General features: G+C 76.9%; 14 protein-coding genes. 5 read left to right on the top strand and 9 right to left on the bottom strand.

Annotated features, from left to right (window positions below; translation table 11 throughout):
* Nucleotides 1-8: 8 nt before the first annotated feature.
* Nucleotides 9-1,451: a glycerophosphodiester phosphodiesterase gene (locus HNR21_RS16790; RefSeq protein WP_182705942.1), complete on the top strand. Its 1,443-nt coding sequence runs from the start codon at nt 9-11 to the stop codon at nt 1,449-1,451.
* On the opposite strand, the gene HNR21_RS16785 is transcribed toward HNR21_RS16790, so the two are convergent.
* Genes HNR21_RS16785 through HNR21_RS16765 form a run of 5 tightly spaced genes read right to left on the bottom strand, consistent with a single transcriptional unit; the run spans nt 1,411 to nt 15,649 of the window.
* On the bottom strand, nt 1,411-2,277 hold the full coding sequence (locus HNR21_RS16785) for a hypothetical protein (protein WP_182705941.1): 867 nt from the start codon (nt 2,275-2,277) through the stop codon (nt 1,411-1,413). The two genes, HNR21_RS16790 and HNR21_RS16785, sit on opposite strands and share 41 nt — an antisense overlap.
* The gene (locus tag HNR21_RS36390; RefSeq protein WP_312881063.1) at nt 2,274-3,425 is read right to left on the bottom strand and encodes a glycosyltransferase; all 1,152 of its coding nucleotides are present in this window, start codon (nt 3,423-3,425) and stop codon (nt 2,274-2,276) included. The genes HNR21_RS16785 and HNR21_RS36390 overlap by 4 nt, the downstream gene beginning before the upstream one ends.
* Nucleotides 3,422-4,240, bottom strand: a complete 819-nt coding sequence (locus HNR21_RS16775; RefSeq protein ID WP_119731278.1) for an alpha/beta fold hydrolase — start codon at nt 4,238-4,240, stop codon at nt 3,422-3,424. Before HNR21_RS16775 ends, HNR21_RS36390 begins: the two co-directional genes overlap by 4 nt.
* Nucleotides 4,241-4,295: 55 nt before the next feature.
* Nucleotides 4,296-8,675 carry a beta-ketoacyl synthase N-terminal-like domain-containing protein gene (locus HNR21_RS36385; RefSeq protein WP_182705940.1) on the bottom strand — a complete coding sequence of 1,460 codons (4,380 nt, stop codon included), beginning with the start codon at nt 8,673-8,675 and terminating at the stop codon, nt 4,296-4,298.
* Entirely contained in the window at nt 8,672-15,649 is a 6,978-nt protein-coding gene (locus HNR21_RS16765; RefSeq protein ID WP_182705939.1) for a type I polyketide synthase, read from the bottom strand. Before HNR21_RS16765 ends, HNR21_RS36385 begins: the two co-directional genes overlap by 4 nt.
* A 276-nt stretch (nt 15,650-15,925) precedes the next feature.
* Between HNR21_RS16765 and HNR21_RS16760 the strand changes: the two genes are divergently transcribed.
* Nucleotides 15,926-18,067 (top strand): hypothetical protein, encoded by a 2,142-nt coding sequence (locus HNR21_RS16760; protein ID WP_182705938.1) that lies wholly within the window; start codon nt 15,926-15,928, stop codon nt 18,065-18,067.
* Here HNR21_RS16760 and HNR21_RS16755 read toward each other — a convergent pair.
* Entirely contained in the window at nt 18,064-19,071 is a 1,008-nt protein-coding gene (locus HNR21_RS16755) for a serine aminopeptidase domain-containing protein (protein WP_182705937.1), read from the bottom strand. The genes HNR21_RS16760 and HNR21_RS16755 overlap by 4 nt on opposite strands.
* Nucleotides 19,072-19,269: 198 nt before the next feature.
* On the opposite strand from HNR21_RS16755, the gene HNR21_RS16750 reads away from it, so the two are divergent.
* The gene (locus tag HNR21_RS16750) at nt 19,270-21,012 is read left to right on the top strand and encodes a RelA/SpoT family protein (protein ID WP_182705936.1); all 1,743 of its coding nucleotides are present in this window, start codon (nt 19,270-19,272) and stop codon (nt 21,010-21,012) included.
* A 176-nt stretch (nt 21,013-21,188) separates the two neighbouring features.
* Here the strand turns inward: HNR21_RS16750 and HNR21_RS16745 are convergent, their stop codons facing one another.
* Nucleotides 21,189-21,758 (bottom strand): TetR/AcrR family transcriptional regulator, encoded by a 570-nt coding sequence (locus tag HNR21_RS16745; protein WP_220500189.1) that lies wholly within the window; start codon nt 21,756-21,758, stop codon nt 21,189-21,191.
* 85 nt (nt 21,759-21,843) lie between these two features.
* Here HNR21_RS16745 and HNR21_RS16740 point away from each other — a divergent pair, with 85 nt between their 5' ends.
* Complete coding sequence (locus tag HNR21_RS16740; protein ID WP_119731282.1) at nt 21,844-22,257, top strand: organic hydroperoxide resistance protein; 414 nt, start codon at nt 21,844-21,846, stop codon at nt 22,255-22,257.
* A 106-nt stretch (nt 22,258-22,363) separates the two neighbouring features.
* On the opposite strand, the gene HNR21_RS16735 is transcribed toward HNR21_RS16740, so the two are convergent.
* Nucleotides 22,364-22,996, bottom strand: coding sequence for a DUF6069 family protein (locus HNR21_RS16735; protein ID WP_182705935.1), 633 nt, complete (start codon nt 22,994-22,996; stop codon nt 22,364-22,366).
* Between the two features lie 155 nt (nt 22,997-23,151).
* On the opposite strand from HNR21_RS16735, the gene HNR21_RS16730 reads away from it, so the two are divergent.
* Entirely contained in the window at nt 23,152-24,033 is an 882-nt protein-coding gene (locus HNR21_RS16730; protein ID WP_182705934.1) for a S66 peptidase family protein, read from the top strand.
* On the opposite strand, the gene HNR21_RS16725 is transcribed toward HNR21_RS16730, so the two are convergent.
* The gene (locus HNR21_RS16725; protein WP_182705933.1) at nt 24,024-25,064 is read right to left on the bottom strand and encodes a fatty acid desaturase family protein; all 1,041 of its coding nucleotides are present in this window, start codon (nt 25,062-25,064) and stop codon (nt 24,024-24,026) included. The genes HNR21_RS16730 and HNR21_RS16725 overlap by 10 nt on opposite strands.
* Between the last annotated feature and the right edge of the window lie 7 nt (nt 25,065-25,071).

The raw sequence follows: 25,071 nt of genomic DNA, 5'->3' as shown, positions 1-25,071 counted from the left end.
CCGGATACATGCCTGCATTACCGGCCCTGCTCGTCGTGGCCATGTCCGTCGCCGCGCTCCTGACGGTGCCCGGCGCGGGCGCGGACCCCGACCCGCAGAGCCTGGCCGAGTTACCGCACCGGTACGTGATCGCCCATCGCGGGGCGGGCGCCTACCTGGCCCCGGAGAACACCGCGGCGGCCTTCGAGCGCGGCATCGCCGACCCGGCCGTTCACCTGCTGGAGTTCGACGTCCGCACGCTCAAGGACGGGACCGGCGGGGTCTGGCATGACGCGACCGTGGACCGGATCTCCACCTCCACCGGGCCGGTCTCCTCGTTCACCAGGGCGGCGTTCAGGCGGCTGACCATCGACGCGGGCGCCTGGTTCGGCGGCGGGGCGGCCGACGCGCGTCCGCTGCTGCTGACCGAGGTGCTGGACCGGTACGCGCACCGCAAGCTGCTGCTGGCCGACCCCAAGGACGCCAGGGCCGCCGAGACCGTGATCGCCGCCGTCCAGGCGCGCGGGCTGGCCCACCGGGTGCAGATGCAGAGCCACAGCTTCGCGGACCTGGCCAAGGCCCGCAGGGCGGGCATGGTCACCCAGTTGCTCATCGGCACGACGGAGCAGGCCGCCGCCGCCCCGCCCGACCGGCTCAAGGAGGCCGGCGTCCCCCGGGTGTCGCTGTCGTCGTCGCTGCCCGACGCGGTGATCGCCCGGTACGTGCGGGCGGGCCTGGCGGTGTCGTGTTACAAGGTCAACCGCCACCACCGGCGTGACGAGCTGTACGCGCTGGGGGTGCGCGGCATCGACACCGACGACCCCGGCTACATCGCCGGCCGCGGCTTCACCCGGGCCACCGACCCGTTCGGGATGCGGACCTGGTGGTACGGCCACATGGGCAACGGCCAGACCGCCGCCGCGCTCGGCCCGCAGCGGCGCGGCACGTTCACCGGCCCGCACTGGTGGACCGTCCCGGCGGGCGGCGACCCGCTGTTCGCCCGGCAGGGCTGGGCGTTCCCGCTGGGCGGGGCGTACACGCTGACGGCCTCGGTGCGGTTCGAGCGGCTCGCCTCCGACCGGACCCGGTGGGCGGGCCTGTACTTCTCGGCCCGGCACGACCACGCGTTCACCGACGCCCGCGACCGGCTGAACGGCGGATACACCCTGATCCTGCGGCAGAACGGCGCCCTGCAGCTCTACCGCAAGGACCCGGCCGGGACGACGCTGCTCAAGACGGTGCAGACGGCGCCGGTCCGGGCCGGGACCGTCGCCCGGCTGGCGGTCACGGTGTCGGCGGACGCGATCGAGTTCCGCCGCACGGACGGCAGGGACGCCGGGGCCGAGGTCGAGGACGCCGCCCACCGGGGGCCGTACCTGTTCCTGGGGCGGCCGGGGTCGGGGCCGCAGGTGTCGTTCTCCGGCGTGACGGTCAGCCGACCCGGCGGGCGGGCTCTGCCGACGCCGCGGTGAGGATCCGCGGCGGGCGCGGTACGACGCCCGCCAGCCGCGCGGCGACCGCGGCGCGGATCGCGGGCACGGCCTCCAGCGGGGCCAGCGCGACGGCGCACCGGCCGATCGTCCGCCCGCCCAGCGCGCCCGCCTCAGCGGCGGCGTCCAGCGCCAGGTCGGCGGCGCTGCCGCAGGGTCGCCGGGCGGCCGACAGCAGCACCCCCACCTTCTCGGGGTCGCCGCCGCGCAGGGCCTTGGCCGCGGCGACCGCGTCCCCGGGCGGCTGCGGCGCCACCGCCGCCACCCCGACCTCCATGATCACCAGCCGCAGCCCGAGCCCCGCCAGCGGGAACGGCACGACGTCCGAGGCCGGGCCGGTCAGCACCGCGTGCCCCGGCGCGTAGCGCAGCGCCGGATCCTGCGGGGAGGGCGGGACCCCGCGCAGGTCCCGCAGCGCCAGCGCGAAGGCGGTCGCGGTCTCCGCCCCCGACAGCAGCCCCGTCTGGGCGGGCAGCAGCCGGCTGACCACCGCCCGCAGCCCCGTCCCGGCCTCCGCCAGGACCTCCCGGAAGGGGTCGGCCCAGGCGGGCGCGACCGACACCGGGATCGGGCCGTGGTCGTCGTTCAGCGAGTACAGCTCCGCCGGGCCCTCTCCCCGCAGGTCCGCCGCCACGACCGCACCCCAGGGCACGCCGACCATCAGCGCGGCGTCGGGACCGCCCAGCAGCCTGAGCATCCCCGGCGCGAACCACGCCCCCTGCGGCGCCGCCGCGTACATCTCGTCGAACACGTACGCGGCCCACCGCACGTCGGGATCGACGTACAGCCGGTCGGCGATGCGCGTCACAGCAGCTTCTCCAGCCGGTCGGCGGCCTCGGCGGCTCCCCCGGCGGCCTCGAACGACGCCCGCACGGCCTGCGCGGCGCGCCGGTGGGAGGGGTCCTGCAGCACGGCCGTGATCGCCTCGCCCAGCGCGGCGGCGTCCATCGAGGCGGCGACGCCCGCGCCCGCGCCGGTCACCTGCCGGACGACCGCCCGCTGGTCGTCGCGGACGGGCGCCACCACCAGCGGCAGGCCGTGGGCGAGGGTCTCGCAGACGATGCCGTGGTCGCCGTGGCACACCACCGCCGACAGCCTCGGCAGCAGCGCGGCCTGCGGCACGTGCCGGCGGACCAGCGCGTTCGGCGGCGGATCGGGGAGCGTGCCGGGCGGGGCGGCGAGCACGGCCTGCACGTCCAGGTCCGCGACGGCCTCGGCGGCCACCCGGCAGAGCCGTTCCCCGGCGTCGGCGGTGCCCGGTGACACCAGGATCGCCGGGCGGGCGCCGTCCAGCCATTCCCAGGGGAACGCGCCGCCCGACGGCCGCTCCCGCACCGGCCCGACGAACGCGAAGTGCCCGGGGCACGCCGGACCGCCCGCCAGTTCGGGCGTGGAGAACACCAGCACCAGATGGTCGGAGAACCGCAGGTCCACCGGGTCCGTCTCGCCGCATGCCCGCTGGAAGCCCATGATCGGTTCCAGCGCCCGCCGCTCGTCCTCGGGCGGCGTCATCAGCGCCGACGTGGCCCACGGGATGCCCCGGCGGCGCGCCGCCACGGGGGCGGCGAGCACCTGCTGGTCGGCGACCACGACGTGCGGGCGGAAGTCTTCGATCGCCGCCTCGACGGCGGGCAGCGTGGCGTGCGCGAACGGGACCAGCACGTCCGCCCACAGGGACCGCGGCGCCTGCGTGCCGTGGCCGCCGGCGGGTTCCTCGTCCCCGGCGGGATACAGCGTCGCCCCCCGTTCCAGCAGCGGCCGTACCACGTCGGGCGGGCCGACCCAGGCGACCTTGTGCCCGCGCCGGGTCAGTTCCGCGCCCACCGCGACGGTCGGGGTGACGTGCCCCGCCTCCGGCGGCACCGCGAACAGGAACCGGGATCCGCCGCCGTCCAGCCCGAACGCCGCCCCCGCCGACCCCAGGTCCAGGGACGGGACCGCCCTGCGACGGCTCACGCGACCGCCTCCGCCCGTACTCCGGCGTGCCGGGCCAGCCACGGCAGGACCGCCCGCAGCAGGTCGGCGGCGCCGTCCACGAGGATCGTGTGGGCCTGGCCGGGCATCAGGTGCAGGGTGCAGTCCCGCACGTGCCGGTGCAGCAGCCGCCCGGTGTCGGCCAGCGCGGACTGCTCCCCGTACACGGCCAGGACCGGGCAGCCCAGCCGTTCCAGGTCGGCGGGCGGCACCGGGCGGGCGGCGGCCAGGTCGGCGAGCAGGGAGGTGCCGTCCAGCAGGGCCGACGCGGCCGCCTGCTGCTTGACCAGGCCCCGCCGCCCCAGCCGGGTGAACACGCCGGCGACGTCGTCGTACTCCAGCGACAGCGCGCTCCGGGAGATCGTGGTGAGCAGGTCCTCCCGCCACGGCAGCGGGTCGGCGGCGGTGCCGTGCACCTCGACCAGCACCAGCCCGGCGACCCGGTCGGGGCGGGCCAGCGCCGCGTGCAGCGCGATCACCCCGCCGAAGCCGTTGGCCACCAGGAACGCCGGACCGTGCAGGCCCAGGCCGTCCAGCACCCCGAACAGGTCGGCCACCCCGTCCTCGATCGTGTAGCCGGTGTCGGGGCGCTGCGACATGCCGTGCCCGCGCAGGTCGTACATGACGCAGTGGCCGCCGGCCAGCGCCACGGGACCGGCCAGGGTGCAGTACCAGCTCGACAGGTTGTCGACGAGCAGGCCGTGCAGGAACACCAAGGGCGGTGCGTCGGGCACCGGTTCGGGGGGCGGGACCGTCTCCACGTGGAAGCGGACGCCGCGGAAGGTGATCTCAGGCATGCGCGGCGACCGCCTCGGCGTGCGCGTCAGGGGTGGGTGGCATGTGCTCGGCTCCTCACGATGGTGTGTCGGGTGTGTCGGGTACGGGGGGACGGCCCTCCCCGGGCGGCTGTCCCGCGACGGTCCAGGCGACCGTGTGCCCGTCGACGACGCAGGTCCGCACGGCCGCCGCGAAGCTCCCGGCGACGACCAGCAGCCGGTCGCCGTCCGCGGCGCCCACCACGACGTCGTGCGGCCCGGTCCCCGCGGCCTTGGCGGCGGCCTCCTTGGCGGCCCGCAGCCGGGCGGCCTCCGCGGCGCGGTCGGCCTCCGGGCGGGCGGCCAGCCGTTCCAGCAGGACCCGTTCCTCCTCGGTCAGCTCCAGCTCCGCCACCGCCGACTCGTCGGCGGGCACCGGCGTCAGCTCGATGCCGGCCGGACCGGGGGCCGGGCGGACCAGCGCGGCGGCCAGGTCGGCGGAGCGGGCGACCGACACCAGGAGGCGATCGGTGAACGGGCCGGTCACCTCGATCCCGCCCGCGGTGCCCGTCGTGTCGGCGCGGACGGTCAGCTCGGCCGGGAACAGCGGGCCGTGGCCCTGCTCCCACAGCCAGTGCCGGACGGCGTCCTTGGCGGCGATCCGGCCCAGCAGCCACGGTCCCTGGGCGTGCGGCGGCAGCGCCTCGTACTCGGCGCGTTCGGCGGCGCACAGGTAGTGCCGCATCAGCAGGTCGCGGGAGGAGGCGTCGCCCCAGCGGCGGCGGGCCAGGCACCAGCCGCCGGGCTGCGGCTCGCCGACCCCCGACAGCTCGGGGGTGAACCGCATCCGCCACAGCAGCTCGTCGGTGTGGAAGCGGCGGGCGGTCCAGCCGTCGATGCGGGCCCACACGGCGCCGTCGGAGCCGACCAGCTCGGCGTCGCAGCGGATGGTGTCGTCGGAGACGGTCCGGTTCCAGACGGTGATGCCGAGGTGCTCCCCTTCGGCCGGGTGCGGCCCGTACCAGGTGACCCGTTCGATGCCGGTGGGGAACACCACCTGGTCGCGATCCCCGTACACCTGGATCCAGTGGCCGCACAGCTGCCCGGCGCTGTCCATCAGGGCGCCGGGCGTGGGCAGCGCGACCAGCCCGCCGCGCAGCCCGTCCCCCGCCAGCGCGTCGATCTCCCGTACGCCCTGGAAGCGGGGGCCGTGGAACATCCACCGTTCGCTGTAGAACCGTTCGGCCGTGACGGGAGGCGGCCCCTCGCCGGTCAGCGGGGTCCGGTCGGGCGCGGGCGGCGGCGGGTAGCGGTCGGCCAGCAGCACCGTCCCCTCGGCGTAGCCGTCGATGGTCACCTCGACGCGGCCGGGCGCGGTGAGGCGGGCGTGCACGGCGGCCCCGGTGGGCGGCGCGGCCACCACCCGGCGCGGCGCCCGCACGTCCGCCATCCCGGTGACGACCTGGCCGGGCAGCAGTTCGCGGGCGGCGTCGGCCATCACCTCCAGCAGGGTCGCCAGCGGGACGACGGGGAACCGGTCGGCGGGGTCGGCCCAGCCCGCCCGCTGCGCCACGACGCAGTGGTCGATCAGGTACGGCATGGTCTCCAGGGAGAACACCCGCCGCCTGGTCAGCTCCTCGGCGACGGGCCGGGCGGGCGGCGCGGACCGGCGGCCGAACGCCTCCAGCACGGCGGTCGCCCCGGCCGCCGCCTCCCGGATCAGCGCCTGGTACTCGGCCATCACCGGGTCTTCGGCCTGCTCGGCGGGCGGCGTGGCCTCGGCGCGCCCGGCGGTCTCCGTCACCGTCAGGGGCGGCACCGCCCCCGCCAGCCGGACCAGCGGGGTGCCGAGGTCCAGCCGCACCCCGGGCGGCGGCGGGACGGGGGCGGCGGCGACCGGTTCGGCGCGGTCGGGGCCGTACCCGTCGACCCACAGCGCGGCGGCCACGCAGGCGAGCTGGGCGAGGCCGTCGCGGGCCGGCACGTTGGCGGCGATGGCCAGGTGCTCGCGCGAGCCGAGCCGGTCGGCCGCGAACCCGGCCAGGCTGCCCGGCCCGACCTGCACGAACGCCCGCATCCCGGCGTCGGTGTGGAGGCGTTCGATCAGCTCGCCGAACCGCACCGGCTCCAGCAGGTGCCGCACGGCCAGGGCGCGGGCCTCCCCCGGGTCCTGCGGGAACGGCGCGGCCGTGGTCGCCGACCACAGCGGCACCGACGGCCGCCGCAGCCCGTCGAACGACACCCGGTCCAGGTAGGCCGCCGCGGCGGGGCTGTGGAACCCGGACCGGAACGGCAGCTCCTGCCCCAGCACCCCTTCGGCGCCGAGCCGGTGCAGCACCTCGCGGACGGCGCGGGGCACCCCGCAGATGACCGACTGGTGGGGGCAGTTGTCGTGGCTGACGGTGACCCCGTCGACGCCGGCGATGGCCTCGGCGGCCCGTTCGGCGCCGCAGCCGAGCGCGGCGTAGACGACGTCGGGGACCTCCGGCGGGTCGGCCTCCAGCCCGGCCCAGAACCGTTCGGCGGCCTCGGCCGGGTACATGCCGGTGACGATCATGGCGGTCCACTCGCCGATGCCGTGCCCGGCGACCGCGTCCGGCTCGATGCCCATCGCGTGCAGCGCGGCGGCCAGCAGCCGGCCCACCGCCAGCACGTCGGCGGCGCGCCCGGCCAGGTCGTCGCGGCCGGTCAGCTCGGGTCCGGGCAGCCCGAACCGGGCGGCGATCCCGTCGATCCGGGGGCGGAAGACCGGCTCGAACCCCGGGAACAGGAACGCCACCCCGCCCCGCTCGGCCAGCATCGGCTCGGGCGTGAACCAGATGTCGCCGCGGCCCCGCCAGGGCCTGCCGTGCGCGACGACGGCGCGGGCCGTCGCCAGGCTCTTGGGCGTGGGGGCGGCGACGGCCAGCCGGCACGGGCCGCGGCCGGTGACCGTGCCCGCCTTGGCGATCAGGACGTCGTCGGGCTCGTCCAGCAGCGCGGCCAGCGCGGCGGGGCTCTCGGCGGCCAGCCGCAGCACTCCCCCGCCGTCGTTCCCGGCCACCGTGACGCGGTGCGCGGACCGCCGCACCCGCACCGAGGCGGGCGCCTCCTCCAGCACGACGTGGGCGTTGACGCCGCCGAACCCGAACGCGTTGACCGCCGCGCGGCGCGGCACGCCCGGCGCGGCCTCCCACTCGACGGACTCGGCGGGCAGCCGGAACCGGGTGCCGGCCAGCCCGGGATGCGGGTCCTCGACGTGCAGGGTCGCCGGGAGGATCCCCTCGTGCAGGGCGAACGCCGCCTTGATCAGCCCGGCGATGCCGCCGGCGGCCATGGCGTGCCCGATCATCGACTTGACCGTGCCGAGCGCCAGCGGCGGTCCGCCGGTGCCGAACGCGCGGCGCAGCGTCTGCACCTCCGCGCCGTCCCCGTCCGGGGCGGCGGTCCCGTGCGCCTCGATCAGCCCGACCGCGTCGCGGTCGCGCGGGTCCAGCCCGGCGTCCCGCCAGGCCCGCCGCACCGCCGGCAGCTGCCCGTCGGGCAGCGGGCTCAGCAGGTCCGCGGCGCGCCCGCCGCTGGCGCAGGCGATCCCGCGGATCACCGCGTAGATCCGGTCGCCGTCGCGTTCGGCGTCGGCCAGCCGCTTGAGCAGCACCATCCCGGTGCCCTCCGACAGCAGCGTCCCGTCGGCGGACCGGTCGAACGGGCGGATCCGTTCGCTCGGGCTCAGCGCGCGCAGCCGGCTGAACAGCCCCCACACGGTGGCGTGGTGGGCGTGGTGGACGGCCCCGGCCAGCACGGCGTCGCACTGGCCCCAGCGCAGCGCCCGCACCGCGTGCTCGACCGCCACCAGCGCCGACGCGCAGGCGGCGTCCACGGTGTAGGCGGGGCCGCGCAGGTCGAAGCGGTTGGCGATGCGGGAGGCGGCGAGGCTGGGCACGAGCCCGGCCGGGACGTCGGGCCGGTCGGGGCCGAGCCTGGCGCAGAACGCCCGCCGGATCCGTTCCAGCCGTTCGGCGTCCAGGTCCGGCACCAGGTCGGCGAGCACGGCGACGAGCTGGTGGGAGGTGTGCACCCGCTGGTCGTAGCGGGCCAGGCCGGGGGTGAGGTGGCCGCCGCGGCCGATGACGACGCCGACGCGGGAGCGGTCCGGGAGGCGTTCCTCCCCGCCGGCGTCGGCGATGGCCTCGGCGGCGGTGCGCAGCGCCAGCAGCTGGTCGGGTTCGATGGCGTCCACGGCGGCGGGCGTGATCCCGAACCGGGCCGGGTCGAACGTGGCCAGGTCGTCCACGAACCCGCCGCGCCGGCAGTAGAACCGGTCGCCGTCCGGCGGCCCGGCGTAGGACCCGGGGTCGTAGTAGACCTCCGGGTCCCAGCGGTGCGGCGGAACGTCGGTGATGGCGTCGACGCCCGCCCGGATGTTGCTCCAGAACGCGCGGGCCGTCCCTGCCTTGGGGAAGACCGCGCCGATGCCGACGATCGCGATCGGGGTCACAGCGCGCCTCCGGTGAGGACGACCTGCGGCTCGGTGCCGGAGGCGATCTCGCGGAGCAGCGCGGCGACGGCGGCGTCCGGGTCCAGCGGGGGCATGTCGTGCCCGGTGTCCTCGCGGTCCGGCTCGCCGGCCGCCCACGGGCCCCAGTCGGCGACCAGCACCCGGCCGTGCATGCGCCGCCGCCACAACCGGGCCAGGGTGCCGCAGGCGTCGGCCGCGGCGGCGTGACCGGCCCTCCCCCGGCCGCCGAGCAGCCCGGCGGCGTCGCCGAGCACCACGAAGAACCCGATGTCGGGGCGGACCGCGTCGGCCAGCGCGCGGGCGCCGCCGGCCTTGGCGTTCCACACCCGGGCGAACGAGGCCGGGTCCTTGTCGACCACCAGGGCGTCCTCGGCGATCCCGGCGCCGTGGATCACGCCGTCGAGCCGCCCGTGCCGGGCGTAGACGTCCTGCACGGCCGTCCGCACCGCCTGCGGGTCTGCGACGTCGACCCGGTGGTAGCGCACCGACGCGGCCACCCCGTCCAGCTCGGCGAACGTGGCGCGCAGCTCACGGGCGGCCAGGATGCGCCGGACCGCGGTCTCGGTCCGGGCGGGCCCGCGGTCGTCGTCACCGGCCAGCAGGTGCCGCAGCGCGGTCTCGTCGGCGGCCGCCGCGGTCGCCGGGTCCTCCGGCCCGCGCGGCACCGGGGTACGGCCGACCAGCTCCAGATGGCAGCCGGTGGCGGTGGCGAGGGCGCGGGCGACGCGGGCGGTGATGCCGCGCGCCCCGCCGGTCAGCAGCACCACCGAGTCGCCGTCGAGCGGCAGCGGGTCGTCGGCGGCGAGTTCCCGCGGCACCAGTTCGAGGGTGCGGCGGACGTCGCCGTCGTAGCCGACGACGACGGGACCGGCGCCGTCCGTCAGCTCGGCGAGCAGCCGGGCCGCCAGCGCCCGCGGGTCGTCGTCGGGGTGCAGGTCGACGGCGCGGACCGGGACGTCGGGGAACTCCAGCGCCAGGGTGCGCGCCAGCCCCGGCAGGCCCGCCCCGGTGACCGGGTCGGATCCGCCGTCCAGGCGGTGGCCGAACGTCCCGCCCGCGCCGGTCGCCAGCAGCAGCCGCCCGGTGCCGGCCAGCAGCGTGTCGCGGATCCCGGTGTACGCGCCGGGCAGGGAGGGCGGGCAGCCGGGGCGCAGGGCGGCGAGGTGGATCACCGCGTCGGCCCGGCCGTCGGTGTCGGAGACGATCCGGGCGTGCGCGCCGTGCCGGTCCAGCAGGGCCGCCAGTTCGGGGGCGATGCCGCGGCCGTCGTTGACGATCACGCAGCGCAGGCTCGCCAGCGCGGCGGGGTCGCCGGCGGCGGGCGGCGGCTCGGCCGTCCGCACGACATGGCGGACCGGCGGCACGGCCCGCGGGCCCGGAACGTCGGACCGCGCGTCGGCCCTCGTGTCGGGTCGTGCGTCGGGTCGTGCGTCGGACCGCGTACCGGGCCGCGCATCGGGCCTCATGTCGAGCTGGGCATCGGGCCCCGCGTCGAGCTGGATATCGGACCGCGCATCAGGCCGCGCATCGGGTCGCGTGCCGGGCCTCATGTCGGGCTGGGTATCGAGCCGGGTATCGGGCCTCGCGTCGGGCTGGGCGTCGGGCCGCGCATCGAACCGTGCGCCGGACCGTGCGCCGGGTCGCGTGCCGGACCGTGCATCGGGCCTCATGTCGGGCTGGGTGGCAGACCGCGTGTCGGACGGGGTGTCGGGTTGGGTGTCGGGCCGGTCGCCCAAGTGCCCGTCCAGCCAGGTCACCATCTCGTCGATGGTGCGGATGCGGGCCAGCCGTTCGGCGACCGGCCCGTCGACGCCGCCGCCGGGGCGGGTCAGCCCCATCCGGTCGGCCAGGTACCCGATGATCTCGGTGCGCTGGACCGAGTCGATGGCCAGGTCGGCCTCCAGGTCCAGGCCGGGGCCCAGCATCTCCTCCGGGTAGCCGGTCCGGGCGCTGATCACGGCGAGGACCTCGGCGCGCAGGCCCGGTCCGGTCCGGGCGGCGGGAACGGCGGTCTCCGCGGCACCGCGGGTCTCGGACCGGTCGGGCTCGGGCTCCTGCCGGGGCTGCGGGACGTCGGGCGCGGTGACCGGGGTGGGGTCCCGGCGCGGGTCCGGCACCCGCCCGTTCAGGTAGCCGAGGATCACCTCGCGCTGCGCCGCCAGCGTCTCCCGGGTGGCGCGCAGGAACTCCAGCACGGCGGCGTCCCGGTCGGGCGGACCGGCGGGCGCGGGCGGGCTCGGCGGGGCGACCCGTTCCACCGGGCGCGGCCCGCCCGGCGGGCGGTCGCCGTCGACGGTGCGGACCAGGTGCCCGTTGACGATCCAGCCGGGCCGGGCGGGCGGCCGGTCGGGCGACAGGGCGACCGCGTCGCGTCCGGTGAACAGCGGCAGCGCGTCCACCTCCACCCCGGCGGCGGCCAGCTCGGCCAGCGCCAGCAGCAGCCCGTGCAGTCCCGGCATGCCGCCGCGCACGGCGGGGTCGGCGGACCGGTCGAACGCGACGGCGGTGTGCGGCCGGTCGCCGAGGATCCGGCCGACCAGCCGGGTCAGCGCCCGTCCCGGCCCGGTCTCCACGAACACCCGGGCCCCGGCGGCGTACATGGCCTCGACCTGCTCGACGAACCGGACCGGGGCGGCGGCCTGCTCGGCGAGGGCGGCCGCCAGCCGGTCGGGGTCGCTGTCGTAGGGGGCGGCGGTGGCGTTCGACCACACCGGGAACGCCGGCGAGCACAGCGCCCGCCCGGCCAGCTCCACGCTCAGCGACATCACCGCCCCGGCGGCCAGCGGGCTGTGGAACGCGCACGCCGCCGGGATCGGTTCGGCCGCCAGCCCGCGCGCGGCCAGTGCCCGCACCGCCTCCCGCACGGCCGGGGTCGGGCCCGCGATGACCACCTGGCGGGGCGCGTCGTGGCCGGCGACGACCACGCCGGGGACCTCGTCGAGGGCGGCGGCGACCTCCTCGGGCGTTCCGGCGACGGCGGCCATCGCCCCGGGGTCGCCCGCCCCGGCGTCGCGGACGGACCGCAGGATCGCCTCGGCGCGGGCGGCGCTCAGCTCGAGCATGTCGCGTTCCCCGTACACCCCGGCGGCGCACAGCGCGACCAGCTCGCCGTAGCCGTGCCCGGCCGCCATGTCGGGCCGCACCCCGAGTTCGGTGAGCAGCCGGTACGCGGCTATCCCGGCGATGCCGAGGGCGGGCTGGGCGATGCGGGTGTCGGTGAGGGCGGCGCGGCGGCGCTCGCGGTCCTCGTCGGTGAACGAGGCGGGCGGGTACATCGCCTCGGCGTACCGCCGGTCGCCGCGCCGCAGCAGCCGCTGCAGCCGGGGGAACGCCACGAACAGGTCGGCGAGCATCCCGGGCCGCCGGCCGCCCTGCCCGGGGAACAGGAACGCCACCTGCCCGCGCCCGGCCCCGGCGGCGGGGAACACGCCGGGCGCGGACTCGAACCGGCGGGCGTGCCCGATCTTGTCGGCCAGGTCCCGCGGGCCGGTGGCGACCAGGGCGACCTGCACCGGGTCGCCGGTGCGTTCGGCGACGGTGCGGGCCAGGTCGCGGAGCCGGACGGCGGGGCCGTGCGCGGCGAGCAGGGCGTCGAGGCGGTCGAGTTCGGCGCGGGCGGCGTCCCGGTCGGCGCCGCGGACCAGGAACAGCTCGGCGGGCCATGCGGCGACCCCGGACACCGGTTCGGGCGCGCCGTCGTACCCGGCCAGCACGGTGTGGAAGTGCGCGCCGCCGAACCCGGACGCGCTGACCCCGGCGTACCGGTCGGCGGGGGCGGCCGCCCACGGCCGGGCGGTCCGGCCGCCGAAGGAGAACGGGCTGGTCCGCGGATCCCAGTCGGGGATCGGCTCGCGCAGGTCGCCGGATCCGGGAAGGACCCCGGTGTGCAGTGCACAGACGGCCTTGATCAGCCCGGCCAGCCCGGCGGCGCACCGCGTGTGCCCGATCCGGGACTTGACCGAGCCGAGCACCACCTGCCCGGGTTCGGCTCCGGCGAACGTCTCGGTGAGGGCGGCCAGCTCGGCGCGGTCGTCGTCCGGGACGCCGGTGCCGTGCGCCTCGACCAGCCCGACCCGGGCCGGGTCGACGCCGGCGGCCCCGTAGGCCCGGTCCAGCGCCGGCCGCCGCCCCGTCGCGCAGGCGCCGACCGACTTGACGACGGCGTAGATCCGGTCGCCGTCGCGTTCGGCGTCGGCCAGCCGCTTGAGGACCACGCAGGCGACGCCCTCGCCGAGCACGGTCCCGTCGGCGGAGGCGTCGAACGGGGCGCACCGGCCGGTCGGCGACAGTGCCCCCGCCGACGCGTACAGCAGGTAGTCGGTGATGCCGTTGTGCAGGTCGGCGCCGCCGCACAGCACCATGTCGGCGGTCCCGGCGGTCAGCTCCCGGCAGGCGGCGCCGAGGGCGGCCAGGGAGGCGGCCCCGGCGGCGTCGACGGTGTAGGCGGCGCCGCCGAGACCGAGCCGGCCGGCGACGCGCGCGGCGATCATGCTCGGCAGCACGCCGGGGAGGGAGTCCTCGGTGAGCCTGGGCAGCCGCTCGTCCAGCCCGTCGGGGATCCGGCCGTAGTGCTGCGGGAGCAGCGCACGGGTGCCGTAGGCGGTGGCGAGGTCCGCGCCCGCGTCCGCGCCGAAGATCACGGCGGTGCGGGACCGGTCGAACGGGCGGTCGGCGTATCCGGCGTCGGCCAGGGCGCGGGCGGCGACCTCCAGCGCCAGCAACTGCACCGGCTCGACGCCGCCCAGCGAAGTCGGCGGGACGCCGTGCCCGGCCGCGTCGAACGGCACGTCCGGCAGGAACCCGCCCCACTTGGACGGCGTCCGGTCCCCGCCCCGGCTCTCGGGATCCCAGCAGACCTCCGGATCCCACCGCCCGGCGGGGACCTCGGTGATCGCGTCGGAGCCGGTGATGACGCCGGTCCAGTACTCGTGGGCGTTGCGGGCGCCGGGGAGGACGCAGTCGATCCCGACGATCGCGATGTCCAGCGGCTCGGCGGCGGGGGCGGGCCCGGCGTCCAGGCCGAGCGTGCGGGCGCGTTCGGCCACCAGCCGGGTGGCGCCGTCGCTGACCTGCTCGTGCAGGGCGGCGATGGTGGTGACCTGGGAGCGCAGCACGGCGGCCTGGCCGATCATGTAGAGGCCCTCGCGGCGCTGCTCCTCCTCGCCGGCCTCCACCAGTTCCCCGTCGCGGCGGCGCAGGCCCCGGCCGGCCAGGCGGAGCCGCCCGAGGTTGAGGCGTTCCAGCCGGGCCCACATGTCCTCGGGGGACATCCCGGCGGCGGTCAGGTCCAGCCGCGCCTGCTCGAACGCGGCCGCGTACGGGGTGGCGGCGCAGCGGACGGCGTGGCCCGGGGAGGTCTCCAGCAGCACGGTGCGGTCGCATTCCAGGGCGGTCCGCTGGAAGCCGGGGACGATCGCCCCGGCCGCGACCGCCTCACGGGTGAACAGGTAGGCGGTGCCCATGAGCACGCGGACGTCGGCGCCGCGTTCGGCCAGCGGGGCGGCCAGCGCGGCGATCATCGCGGCCGACCGTTCGTCGTGGACGCCGCCGGCGAACGCCACGCAGAGGTCGCCGGCGGCGCCGGGGTGCTCGTCGGCGAACGCCAGCAGCCGTTCCACCTGGGTCTCCCACAGCGGGAAGGCCGCCAGGGAGCCGACATGACCACCGCCTTCCATGCCCTCGAACACGAACCGGCGGGCGCCCTCGGCCAGCAGCCGTTCCAGCGACCCCGGCGACGACACCTGCAGGTAGGCGGCGATCCCGGCTTCTTCGAGCCGCGCGGCCCGGGCGGGGTCGGCGTCGGCGATCAGCGCGTACGGAGGCCGGGCGTCGCGGACGGCCGCCAGTTGCCCGGCGCGGACGTGCTCGGGCGCGGACCCGGACAGCCCGACGCCCCACGGCCGTCCCGCCAGCCGTTCGGCGGTGTCGGCCAGCAGCCGCCGCACCTCGTCGCCGGGCATCGACGCCGGCTCCAGGAACGGGACGCCGCCCTCCTGGGCGACGGCGGCGGCGAACTCGGCGCCGTCGCTGATCCAGGCCATCGGGGCCTGCAGCACCGGGTGGACGCCGTCGCGGGAGGCCAGCGGCTCGGTGCGGACGGCGGCGGACAGATGCGCGGTGATCTGCTCGCGGACCGCCTGCACGACGCCGCCCGCGGTCTTGTGCCGATCGGCCAGCGGCCCGGCGAACGCGCCCTCCTGGCCGATCGGCAGCAGCCGGCCCCGCAGGTCGCCGGCCCCGAGCCGGGCGTGCATCCGGGCGGGGTCGTCGGTGTCGGGCGCCGGCGGGCCGGAGCGGGCGTGGACGCGGTGCCCGGCGACGACGCGGGTCTCGGTGCCGTCCATGGCGGCGATCGCCGCGGCCACCTCGCGCAGCAGGTCCATCTCGCGGACCAGGGCGAGCTGCCCGTCGAGCACCACCCCGGCCGCGCCGCCCGCGACCGCCGCCGCGGCGGTGTGCGGGCCGATCCCCCCGGCCGCCCACACCGGCCGGGCCGACTCCGGGTCCCCCAGCAGCCGCTGCAGCAGCACGAACGTGGTCAGCTCGCCGACCCGGCCGCCGGCCTCGCAGCCGCGCGCGACCAGCCCGTCGGCGCCCATCCGCACCGCGGCCCGCGCCTCGGCGGCGTCGACGACCTCCACCAGCAGCCGGCGGCCGGGCATGTAGGGCTGGGCGGCGGTCAGCGCGGGCGCGTCGACCAGCATGGTGGCGGCCTGCTCGGGCAGCTCCTCGGGCCGGACCGGGCAGCCGGCGGGGATACGGACCGCGAACGGCCCGTTCCACCAGCGGCACACCTGCTCCAGCGCGGTCAGCGCCGTCTCCCGGTCGTGCCCGAGGTCCAGCGCGCCCAGGCCGCCGGCCCGCGCGACGGCGACGGCCAGCCGGGCCGAGGGCGGCCCGAACGGGGCCACCCCGATGATCAGATCGCGCTCGGCGGTCCTGTCCGCGGCCATCAACGCCCCCCGACGTCACGCTGTGTCCCACCGTCGCAGGCAAGGCCCGCGACGCTGCGCAAGATTACTGTCGGTGAATATCCGATCACCCCGGCGACACGCCCTGCGGGCGTCCCGGGGGGTCACTTGACCCGCCGCCCACCGGTCGGTTACAGGACACCGCCCGGTTGGCGTGATGTTGCCCGAATGTCTCCCAACCGCCGAAAGGTTCGCTGTACGGTCGCTGCCGATCACGCGGCGTGCCCCATGCCGCGAACAGGACATGCGGAGGTGTTCGTGCGCGGAGTGGGCGTGCTGCTGCTGGCGGTGCTCGCGCTGGTCTGGCCGGTCGCGTTCCCGGCGGCGGCGGAGGCGGCCGAGGGGGCGCGGCAGGGGGACGCTCCGCAGGGCCGGGTGCTGCTGGTCGGCGTTCCCTCGCTGCACTGGGACGACCTCGGCGAGCGCACCACCCCGCACCTGTGGCGGCTGGCCCGCGCCGGGTCGGCCGGGGCCCAGTCGGTCCGCGCGCTGGGCACCGTCGCCTGCCCGATCGACGGCTGGCTGACCGTGTCGGCGGGGGCCCGCGCATCCCGCCCCTCCGGTCCGTGCGACGCCCTGCCCCCGGCGCCCCGGGTCTCCGGACAGGGCGCGGTGGTCACCGGGTTCGCGCAGGCGCGGCACAGCAACGCCGAATCCCACTTCCGCGCCCCTGTCGGCCTGCTCGGCGACACGGTACGGCGTTCCGGCGGCTGCACGACGGCGGTGGGGCCGGGCGCGGCGCTCGCGCTGGCCGACTCCCGCGGGAAGGTCGACGTGTACGCGCCGTCCGCCGACCGGATGCCGGCCGGGACGCCGGGGCGGTGCGCGGTCACCGTCGTGGACGTCGACGACCTGCTGCGGGCGGGCCGGGACGCCGACGCGCGGGCGGCGGCGGCGCGCCGGGCCGACGCCGCGCTGGGGCGGGTGCTGGCCCAGACGCCCCCCGGGACGACGGTGCTGGTGTCGGGGATCTCCGACGGCCCCGCCGCGGCCGGGCCGCACCTGCGGGTGGCCATCGCCGCCGGGCCTGGCGTCCCCGCCGGGGGCTACCTGATCTCCGACTCGACCCGCCGCCGGGGCATCGTGATCACCCCGGACGTGACGGCGACGATGCTGCGGGCGGCGGGCCTGGCGGCGCCCGCCGAGCTGATCGGCACCCCCGTGCGCGGCGAGGGGCGGCGGCCCGAGGGGACGGCGGGGGTGACCGCGCTGGCCCGGCACGACGTGGCGGCGCAGACCTACAAGTCGGTGCTGCCCCGGTTCTTCCTGGGGCTGGTGATCTCGCAGGTCGCGTTCTACGTGCTGGCGATGCTGCTGCTGCGGCGCGCCCACGACGGGGGCGGGCGGCGGCGGGTGCTGGCGGTCACCCGGGTGGTGGCGCTGGCCTGCGCGGCGGTGCCGGTGTCGACGTACCTGGTGAACCTGCTGCCGTGGTGGCAGGGCGGGCCGCCGCGGCTGACGCTGCTGGGCGGGATCGCCGCGTTCGACGCGCTGATCGTGGCGCTGGCGCTGGCCGGGCCGTGGCGGCGCAGCCTGCTGGGGCCGGGCACGGTGGTGGCGGCGGTGACCGCCGCGACGGTGGGGCTGGACCTGCTGACCGGCACCGAACTGCAGCTCTACAGCCTGATGGGGTACTCGCCGCTGGTCGGCGGGCGCTACTACGGGCTGGGCAACATCGCGTTCTCGGTGTTCGCCACCTCGGTGCTGCTGACCGGGGCGGGGCTGGCGCAGTGGCTGGTCGACCAGGGCGCCGAACGCGGTGACGGGGAACGGGCCCGCCGGTGGGCGGTGACGGCCGTGGTGACGCTGGGACTGCTGGCGATGGCGCTGGACGGGCTGCCGCTGTGGGGCGCGGACTTCGGCGGGGTGATCGCCATCGTGCCGGGCCTGGCGGTGGCGGCGATGATGGTGGCGGGCAGGCGGATCTCGGTGCTGCGGCTGGGGGCCTTCTGCGGCGTCGGCGGCGTGCTGGTGCTGGCCATCGCCTACCTGGACCATCGGCGCGGCAGCAGCACCCATCTGGGCCGGTTCTTCGGCGAGCTGCTGGCGGGCGAGGCGGTGCCCACCGTGGAGCGCAAGTTCAACGCGATGATGGGCACGATGCTCAACCCCACCCTGACCCCGATCGCGGTGGCCGCCCTGGTGCTGCTGTTCATGATGCTGCGGCGGCCCGGCCGGATGCGGGCGCCCGCCCTGGAGCAGGTGTACGCGCACGCCCCGCTGCTGCGGGCGGGCCTGATGGGCGCGCTGGCCACCGCCGTGGTCGGCACGCTGGTCAACGACTCGGGCATGGCGGTGCTGGCGCTGGCCCTGGTCGTGGCGGTGCCGCTGGCGCTGGCGGCCGGCGCGCAGGCCCTGCAGCCGGCCGGGACCGCGGAGGCCGCCGCCGGACGGGGTTAGCGGCCGGCGCCCGCGGCGGCCTGGCGGCGGTGCGGCCGGATGCCGTGCCGCAGGATGCCCTCGTCGAGCCAGCGGTCCAGGTGCGACCAGGTGGTCCGGCGCGCCGCCCGGCCGGTGAGCACGCCCAGGTGGTCGCCGTGGGCGATCTCGAACCGGACCTGCGGGGCGGACCGCAGCGCGCGCGTCAGGTCGTGGACCGCGCGGGGCGGGGCCATCCGGTCGCCGCTCCCGGCGACGGCCAGCACCGGCACCTTGACCTCCGCCAGGTCGAGGCGGCGGCCGCCGAGGGTGATCCCCTCCCCGGCGAGGTCGGCCTCGGCGAGCAGCGCGGCGCAGGCGTCGGTGAGGTCGCGGCCCGGGTGGGCCTCCAGGGCTTCCAGGAAGCGGTCCACCGCCTCCCGCTGGGCGAGGTAGTCGCGGTCGTCGATCCGGGTGACGGTGTTGTACGAGCGCCGCACCGTCCGTTCGAGGCCGGCGAGCCGGTCGGCGGAGCGGGCCCGGCGGGGCGCGGTGGTCGGGGCGATCGCCGCTATCGAGGAGATCGGCAGGGCGGTGTCGGTGGCGGCCAGCAGCGCCAGCACGCCGCCCAGCCCCCAGCCGACGAGCTGGACGGGCTGGCCGCCGGCGTCCCGGCTCACCTCCCGGACGGCCGCGGGCAGCACCGACAGCGCCCAGTCGGCCAGCAGGTCCGCCGGGCCGGCGGCCGCCGCGGGCCGGTGGTCCAGCAGGTAGGCCAGCCGTCCCGTGCCGACCACGTGCTCGGCGAGGCTGCCGCCGCGGCGCAGGTCGAAGCAGCGGGCGGGCGCGCCCGGGGACGGGACGAACAGGACCGGCGGCCCGGCGGGCACCAGCCACTCCGGGGACCGGTAGCCCAGGAGGGGGTGCCCGGCGGCCTTCCCGATCGGGTCCGCCGGTGTGCGGCGCAGGTCGGCGACCTGGCCGCGCAGTGCTTTCGCGGTGACGTTGGCCACCGCCGAACGCAGGCTCCGGGGAGAAGTGATCATGAGTGGTGTTCAACTCCCCTCACGACGGGTCAGGTGCGTTGCCTCATTGATACCGCCGGTCGTGGAGGCGCCCATCACGGCGGGGTGACGGGCATGTAAACGCACCGGCTCCCGTAAAACATCCGTGAGCCCTGGATATGGGCGTACGCTCCGCGCATGATGGCTACGGAAGGTAGTCACACTGCCACGGATGACCTGATGACGTCGCCGGTACCGAGCAGGCCCGCGCGCCGGGCGGCGGCCCGCCGCGGCCGGGCCGTGCTGCCGTGGGGAGGTCCCGACCCCCAGGCCGCCCGGCGCGCCGCCGTGCGGTCCGCCCTGGCGCCGCTGCTGGCCGCGCACCGGGCCGCGTTCCCCGCCGGCGATCCGCGGGAGCTGTGCCGCGCCTACGACGTGGCCGAGCGCATGCACCGCGGGCAGCTCCGCAAGTCCGGCGCCCCGTACGTCACCCATCCGCTGGCGGTGGCGATGATCCTGGCCGGGCTGGGCATGGACACCACCACCCTGGTCGCGGCGCTGCTGCACGACACCGTGGAGGACACCCCGTACACGCTGGGCGAGGTCCGCGCCGACTTCGGCGAGGAGGTCGCGGTGCTGGTGGACGGGGTGACCAAGCTGGACGGCGAGCGGTGGGGGGAGCGCCGCGAGGCCGAGACGTTCCGCAAGATCGTGCTGGCCGCGGCGGCCGACCTGCGGGTGCTGGTGATCAAGCTGGCGGACCGGCTGCACAACCTGCGCACGCTGGACCACGTCCCGGAGCACAAGCGCCGGCGGTACGCCACCGCGTCGCTGGAACTGCTGGTGCCGTTCGCCGAACGGCTGGGCATCCACGCGCTGAAGCGGGAGATGGACGACCTGGCGTTCGCCCACCGCGACCCGGCCGCGCACGCGGCGACGGCGGCCGCGATGCGGCAGGCGCTGCTGGGCGCGGACGCGGTGTTCGGCCCGGCGCTGCGGCTGCTGCGCGGCTCCCTGGCCGAGCACCGGCTGGACGCCGAGGTGTCGGTGCGGCCCCGCCATCTGTACGCCGTCCACCAGGACTACGCCGGTGACGTGGCGGGGCTGCGGCCGTGCCAGGCGGCCCGGGTGCTGATCGTGGTGGACGGCGGCGAGCAGGACTGCTACGTGGCGCTGGGGGCGGTGCACGCGGCGCTGCACCCGTGCCCGGGCCGGGTCAGGGACTACATCGCGCTGCCCAAGTTCAACCTGTACCAGGCGCTGCACACCCGGGTGATCAGCCCGGACGGCGACCCGCTGGACGTGATCATCCAGAGCCGGGCGATGCGTCCGGTCGCCGAGCACGGCATCGTCGCGCACATCCGCGCCGCCGGGGCCGACACCGCCGGCACCGTCGCCGGCCGCCGCGACCTGGTGTGGCTGAGCAGGCTGCTGGCCTGGCAGTCCGACGCGACCTCGGCGGCGTTCCTGGACGGCCTGCGCATCGACCTGGCGGGCGGCAACATCGCGGTCTTCACCCCCGCCGGCGACGTGGTGGCGCTCCCGCACGGCGCGACCGCGCTGGACTTCGCGTACGCGCTCGGCACCGAGACCGGCGCGCACAGCATCGGCGCCCTCATCAACGGCCGCCTGGCCCCGCTGTCGGCCGAGCTGCGCAGCGGCTACGTGGTGGAGATCCTCACCGACCCCGAGGGCTCCCCCACCCCCGACTGGCTCCAGGTCGCCACCACCGCCCCCGCCCGCGTCCACATCCAGTCCTGGCTGTCGGGCCGCCAGACCGAGGAGGCCGCCGCCCTGGGCCGTCACCGCCTGGCCCGCCTCCTGGCCGACCACGACCTGGACCTGCTCACCGCCGAGGCGCACGGCACGTCCCTGTCCATAGCCCGCGACCTGGGCTTCACCGAGATAGACGACATGTACGCCGCCATAGCCACCGGCTCCCTCCCCCTGGACGCCCTCCTCCCCCGCTTCATCTCCCCCTGACCCGGCCGGGTCGAAGACCACGAGCACGGCACGGAAACACCGGCGACCGGCCCTCGGGAAGGAGCGGCGTCCGCGAACGCGGGGCGCCGTCCGGGCCGGAGATGCACGGGCGATGCGGCAAAACAGGGAGCGCCGTGACCGATCCGGCCGCCCGGTTGGGGCGCCGGGATGGTGGGTCAGGCGAACTGGAGGACCCGGGTGACGGAGTCGCGGGTGAGGGTGCGGATGTGGTGGGGGTCGTCGAGGTGGCCGCCGACGACCAGGCCGTCGCGGAGGGCCAGCAGGATCGCGGCGGTGCGGGCCGGGTCGGGATGGCCGGCGGCTTCCAGGAGCCGGGTCAGGAGGGTGCGGAACCAGCGGCGGTAGTCCTCGACCGCACGGCGCACGGGGTGGTCGGGGTCGGGGTACTCGGCGGCGGCGTTCAGGAAGACGCAGCCGCGGAAGCCGGGGCCGCAGGCGATCTCGCCGATGGCGTCGAAGACGGCCAGGATCGTCTCGACGGGCTCGGCCCGGGGCAGCCGCTCGACCGCCTCGCGCTGCAGGCGGCTCTGCTCCTGCACGTACGCGACGACGAGGTCGTCCTTGGCCGGGAAGTGGTGGTAGAAGGTCGCCTTCGCCACTCCGGCCTCGGCGATGATCCGGTCGACGCCGACGGCGCGGATGCCCTCGCCGTAGAACAGGGCGGTGGCGGTGTCCAGGATGCGGCGGCGGGCGGGGCTTCGCCGTAGGGCCGGTGCTGCGGTCACGGAATTGACGTTACCAGACAGATCTGTCTAGTCTGCCCTCAGTAAGACAGACAGGTCTGTCTGGTCTGCCGTCGAAGGGACCCCCATGAGCACCCTGTACACCGCCATCGCCACCGCCTCCGGCCGGGACGGCCGCGCCGTCAGCTCGGACGGCAGGCTGGACGTCGCGCTGGCCCGGCCCGCCGAGCTGGGTGGGGACGGCGCGGGCACCAACCCCGAGCAGCTGTTCGCCGCCGGGTACGCCGCCTGCTTCACCAGTGCCATGCAACTGGTGGCGGCCCGGATGAACCTGGACGTCGCCGACGCCTCCGTCACCGCCGAGGTCGGGCTGCGGCCCAACGGCAAGGGCGGGTTCGGGCTCACCGTGACGCTCCGCGCCGAGCTGCCCGACCACCTGTCCCCCGAGGAGGGCCGCAAGCTGCTGGACGCCACCCACGAGGTCTGCCCGTACTCCAACGCCACCCGCGGCAACATCCCCGTCGACGTCGTCGTCGAGTGACGCGCGACGGCGCCGTCCATGCGCGGGCGGCGCCGTTCGCCATGACCGCGAGAACCGAACGGCCCCGGTCCGCCTGTGGACCGGGGCCGCATCGCGCACGGGGCGGCTATCGCCCGTAGTCGGGCGGGCCCGGCCAGTTGGACGCCAGGGCGGCGGTGGCGGACAGCAGGGAGATCACCACGGCACCGGCGACCAGGTTGATCGCCGCGGTGGCCACGGCGGCGTCCAGCGGGGCCCGCACCACCAGCGGGACGACCGTGGCGATCACCGTGACCGGGCCGCAGATCCAGGCCAGTGCGCTCGCCGGGCGGGGCGCGAGGGCCATCAGCACGTGCAGCAGGGCGGTGGCCTGGAGCGTCAGCGCCGCCGCGCACAGGGCGTAGGCGACGGCCATGGCCACCGGTTCGCTGCGCGGGCTCACCGGAACGGGGACCGGCAGGCCCAGCAGCCCGCGGGCGACGAGGCTCCCGATCACCGTGACCAGCGCCGCGCACAGGGCGGTCACCGCACCGCCCGCCCACAGCCGGCCGACCCGGATCTCCGGCCCGGCCGACAGCGCGCCGTGCAGGGCGACGAATCCCCGGTACCGTTCCAGCGACGCCTCCTCGCGGCCGCGGCGCCGCCGTGCCGTGGCGGCACAGCGGTACGCGCCCCGCAGGGGCTGCCGGGCCCGTCCGTGGGGGTGCGCACGGGGTCCCGGACCACTGTCCGGATCCGACCCGAAAGGCACCTTGACCATGCTTTCTCCCAAAAAGCCACCTAATGCACCATTCGGCACATTCCACTCCTGGACTCGTTGCCGGGCGGGGAGAGGTCAAGACCAGCGACACGCCACACGTCCGCAATAAGCCCGCCAACCGCACCGTCCGGTCCCGCCCGGGGAGAATGCCGCGCATGAGGCTGGAACCCGGAGACCTGGTCGCCGTCGTCGCGCCCAGCGGACCCGTCGACGACGCCGCGCTCCGCCGCGGAACGGCCGTCCTGGAAGGCTGGGGGCTGCGGGTCCGGGTGGCCCCGCACGTGGGCTCGGCCACCGGCTATCTCGCCGGGCCCGACGCCGCCCGCGCCGCCGACTTCACCGAGGCGTGGGCCGATCCCGAGGTGCGCGGCGTGCTGTGCGCCCGCGGCGGCTACGGGGCGCAGCGCATCGTGGACCTGATCGACTGGGAGCGGGTGAGGCGGGCCGGGCCCAAGGTGTTCGTCGGCTCCAGCGACATCACCGCCCTGCACTCCGCGCTGGCCCATCGGCTCGGGCAGGTCACCTACTTCGGGCCGATGCCCGCCGGGACCGCGCTGGGCCGGGACGCCGTCACCACCGAGGCCCTGCGCCAGGCGCTGTTCACCGGCGTGGACGCCCTGACGGCCCCGGACGGCGAGGCCCTTGTCCCCGGCACCGCCCGGGGCCTGCTGCACGGGGGGACGATCACCCTGCTGGCCACCAGCCTCGGGGCCGGCGAGGGCGCTCCCCCGCCGGGCGAGCGGATCGTGTTCCTGGAGGACGTCACCGAGGCCCCGTACCGGCTGGACCGTTCCCTCACCCAGTTGCTGCGGGCGGGCTGGTTCGAGGGGGTGACGGGGATCGTGCTGGGCTCGTTCATCGGCTGCGGGGCCGAGACGGAGCTGCGCGCGATGCTGCTCGACCGTCTCGGCCCGCTGGGAGTGCCGATCCTGTGGGGCTTCCCGGCCGGTCACGGCCGCCCCCAGCTCACCCTCCCGTTCGGGCGGCGGGCCGAGCTGTCGGCCGGACGGCGGGGCCGGTTGCGCTTCTACGGCTGACGCAGCTCCGCGCCCACCTCGTGCATGTGCCCGAGCGCCTGCCGGTACGACTCCAGCAGACCGGTCTCGGCGTACGGCAGGCCCACCCGGGCGCAGTGCTCACGGACCAGCGGCTGGAGCCTGCGCAGGTTGCAGCGCGGAACGCTCGGGAACAGGTGGTGCTCGATCTGGTAGTTCAGCCCGCCCAGCAGCCAGTCGTTCACCCGGCCGCTCCGGATGTTGCGCGAGGTCAGCACCTGGCTGCGCAGGTGGTCCCAGCGCTCCCCCGGCGCGGGCATCGCCATGCCCTTGTGGTTGGGCGCGAACGCGCACCCCAGGTGCAGCCCGAACACCGCCTGGTGCAGCAGGACGAACGCCACCGCCTGCGCCGGGTCCATCAGCGTGAACGCCAGCGCGAAGTAGGCGGCGGTGTGCACGGCGAGCAGCCCGCCTTCGAGGATCCGCTCCCGCACCGGCCGGTTCCGCAGGTCGAGCACGCCGGCCACCCGCAGCGCCCACCCCTCGAACGTCAGCAGCGGGAAGAACAGCCGCGCCTGGTGCCGGGTCATCCACGCCGCGAACCCGTTGCGCCCGGCGGCCTGCTCGGCGGTCCACACCAGCACCCCCGCCGCCACGTCCGGGTCCTTGTCGACGTGGTTGGGGTTGGCGTGGTGGCGGTTGTGCTTGTCGTTCCACCACCCGTAGCTCATCCCGGTCATCAGGTTCCCGAACAGCAGCCCCAGCCACCGGTTGGCCCGCGGCGTCCGCGCGATCTGCCGGTGCCCGGCGTCGTGCCCGAGGAACCCGGTCCGCGCCGACACCACCGCCGCCGGCACCGCCAGCGCCACCGCCCACCAGGCCCCGCCGGCCAGCGCCACCGCCAGCCAGATCGCCGCCGTGGCCAGCACGTTCATCGCGATGACGGCGGCGTAGTAACCACGCCGCCGCTCCAGCAGCCCGCTTTCACGGACCTGCCGGGCCAGCGGCGCGAAGTCGCTTCCGGCCGCGCGGCGCGGACGGGCCGGACGGGGCGGGACAAGCGTCTGGGGCATGAATGCG

The sequence above is a fragment of the Thermomonospora cellulosilytica genome, assembly GCF_014138835.1.
GTDB classification, from domain to species: Bacteria; Actinomycetota; Actinomycetes; order Streptosporangiales; family Streptosporangiaceae; genus Thermomonospora; species Thermomonospora amylolytica.
The sequence above is the reverse complement of the archived record's forward strand: the minus strand, read 5'-3'. Positions and strand labels throughout refer to the sequence as shown.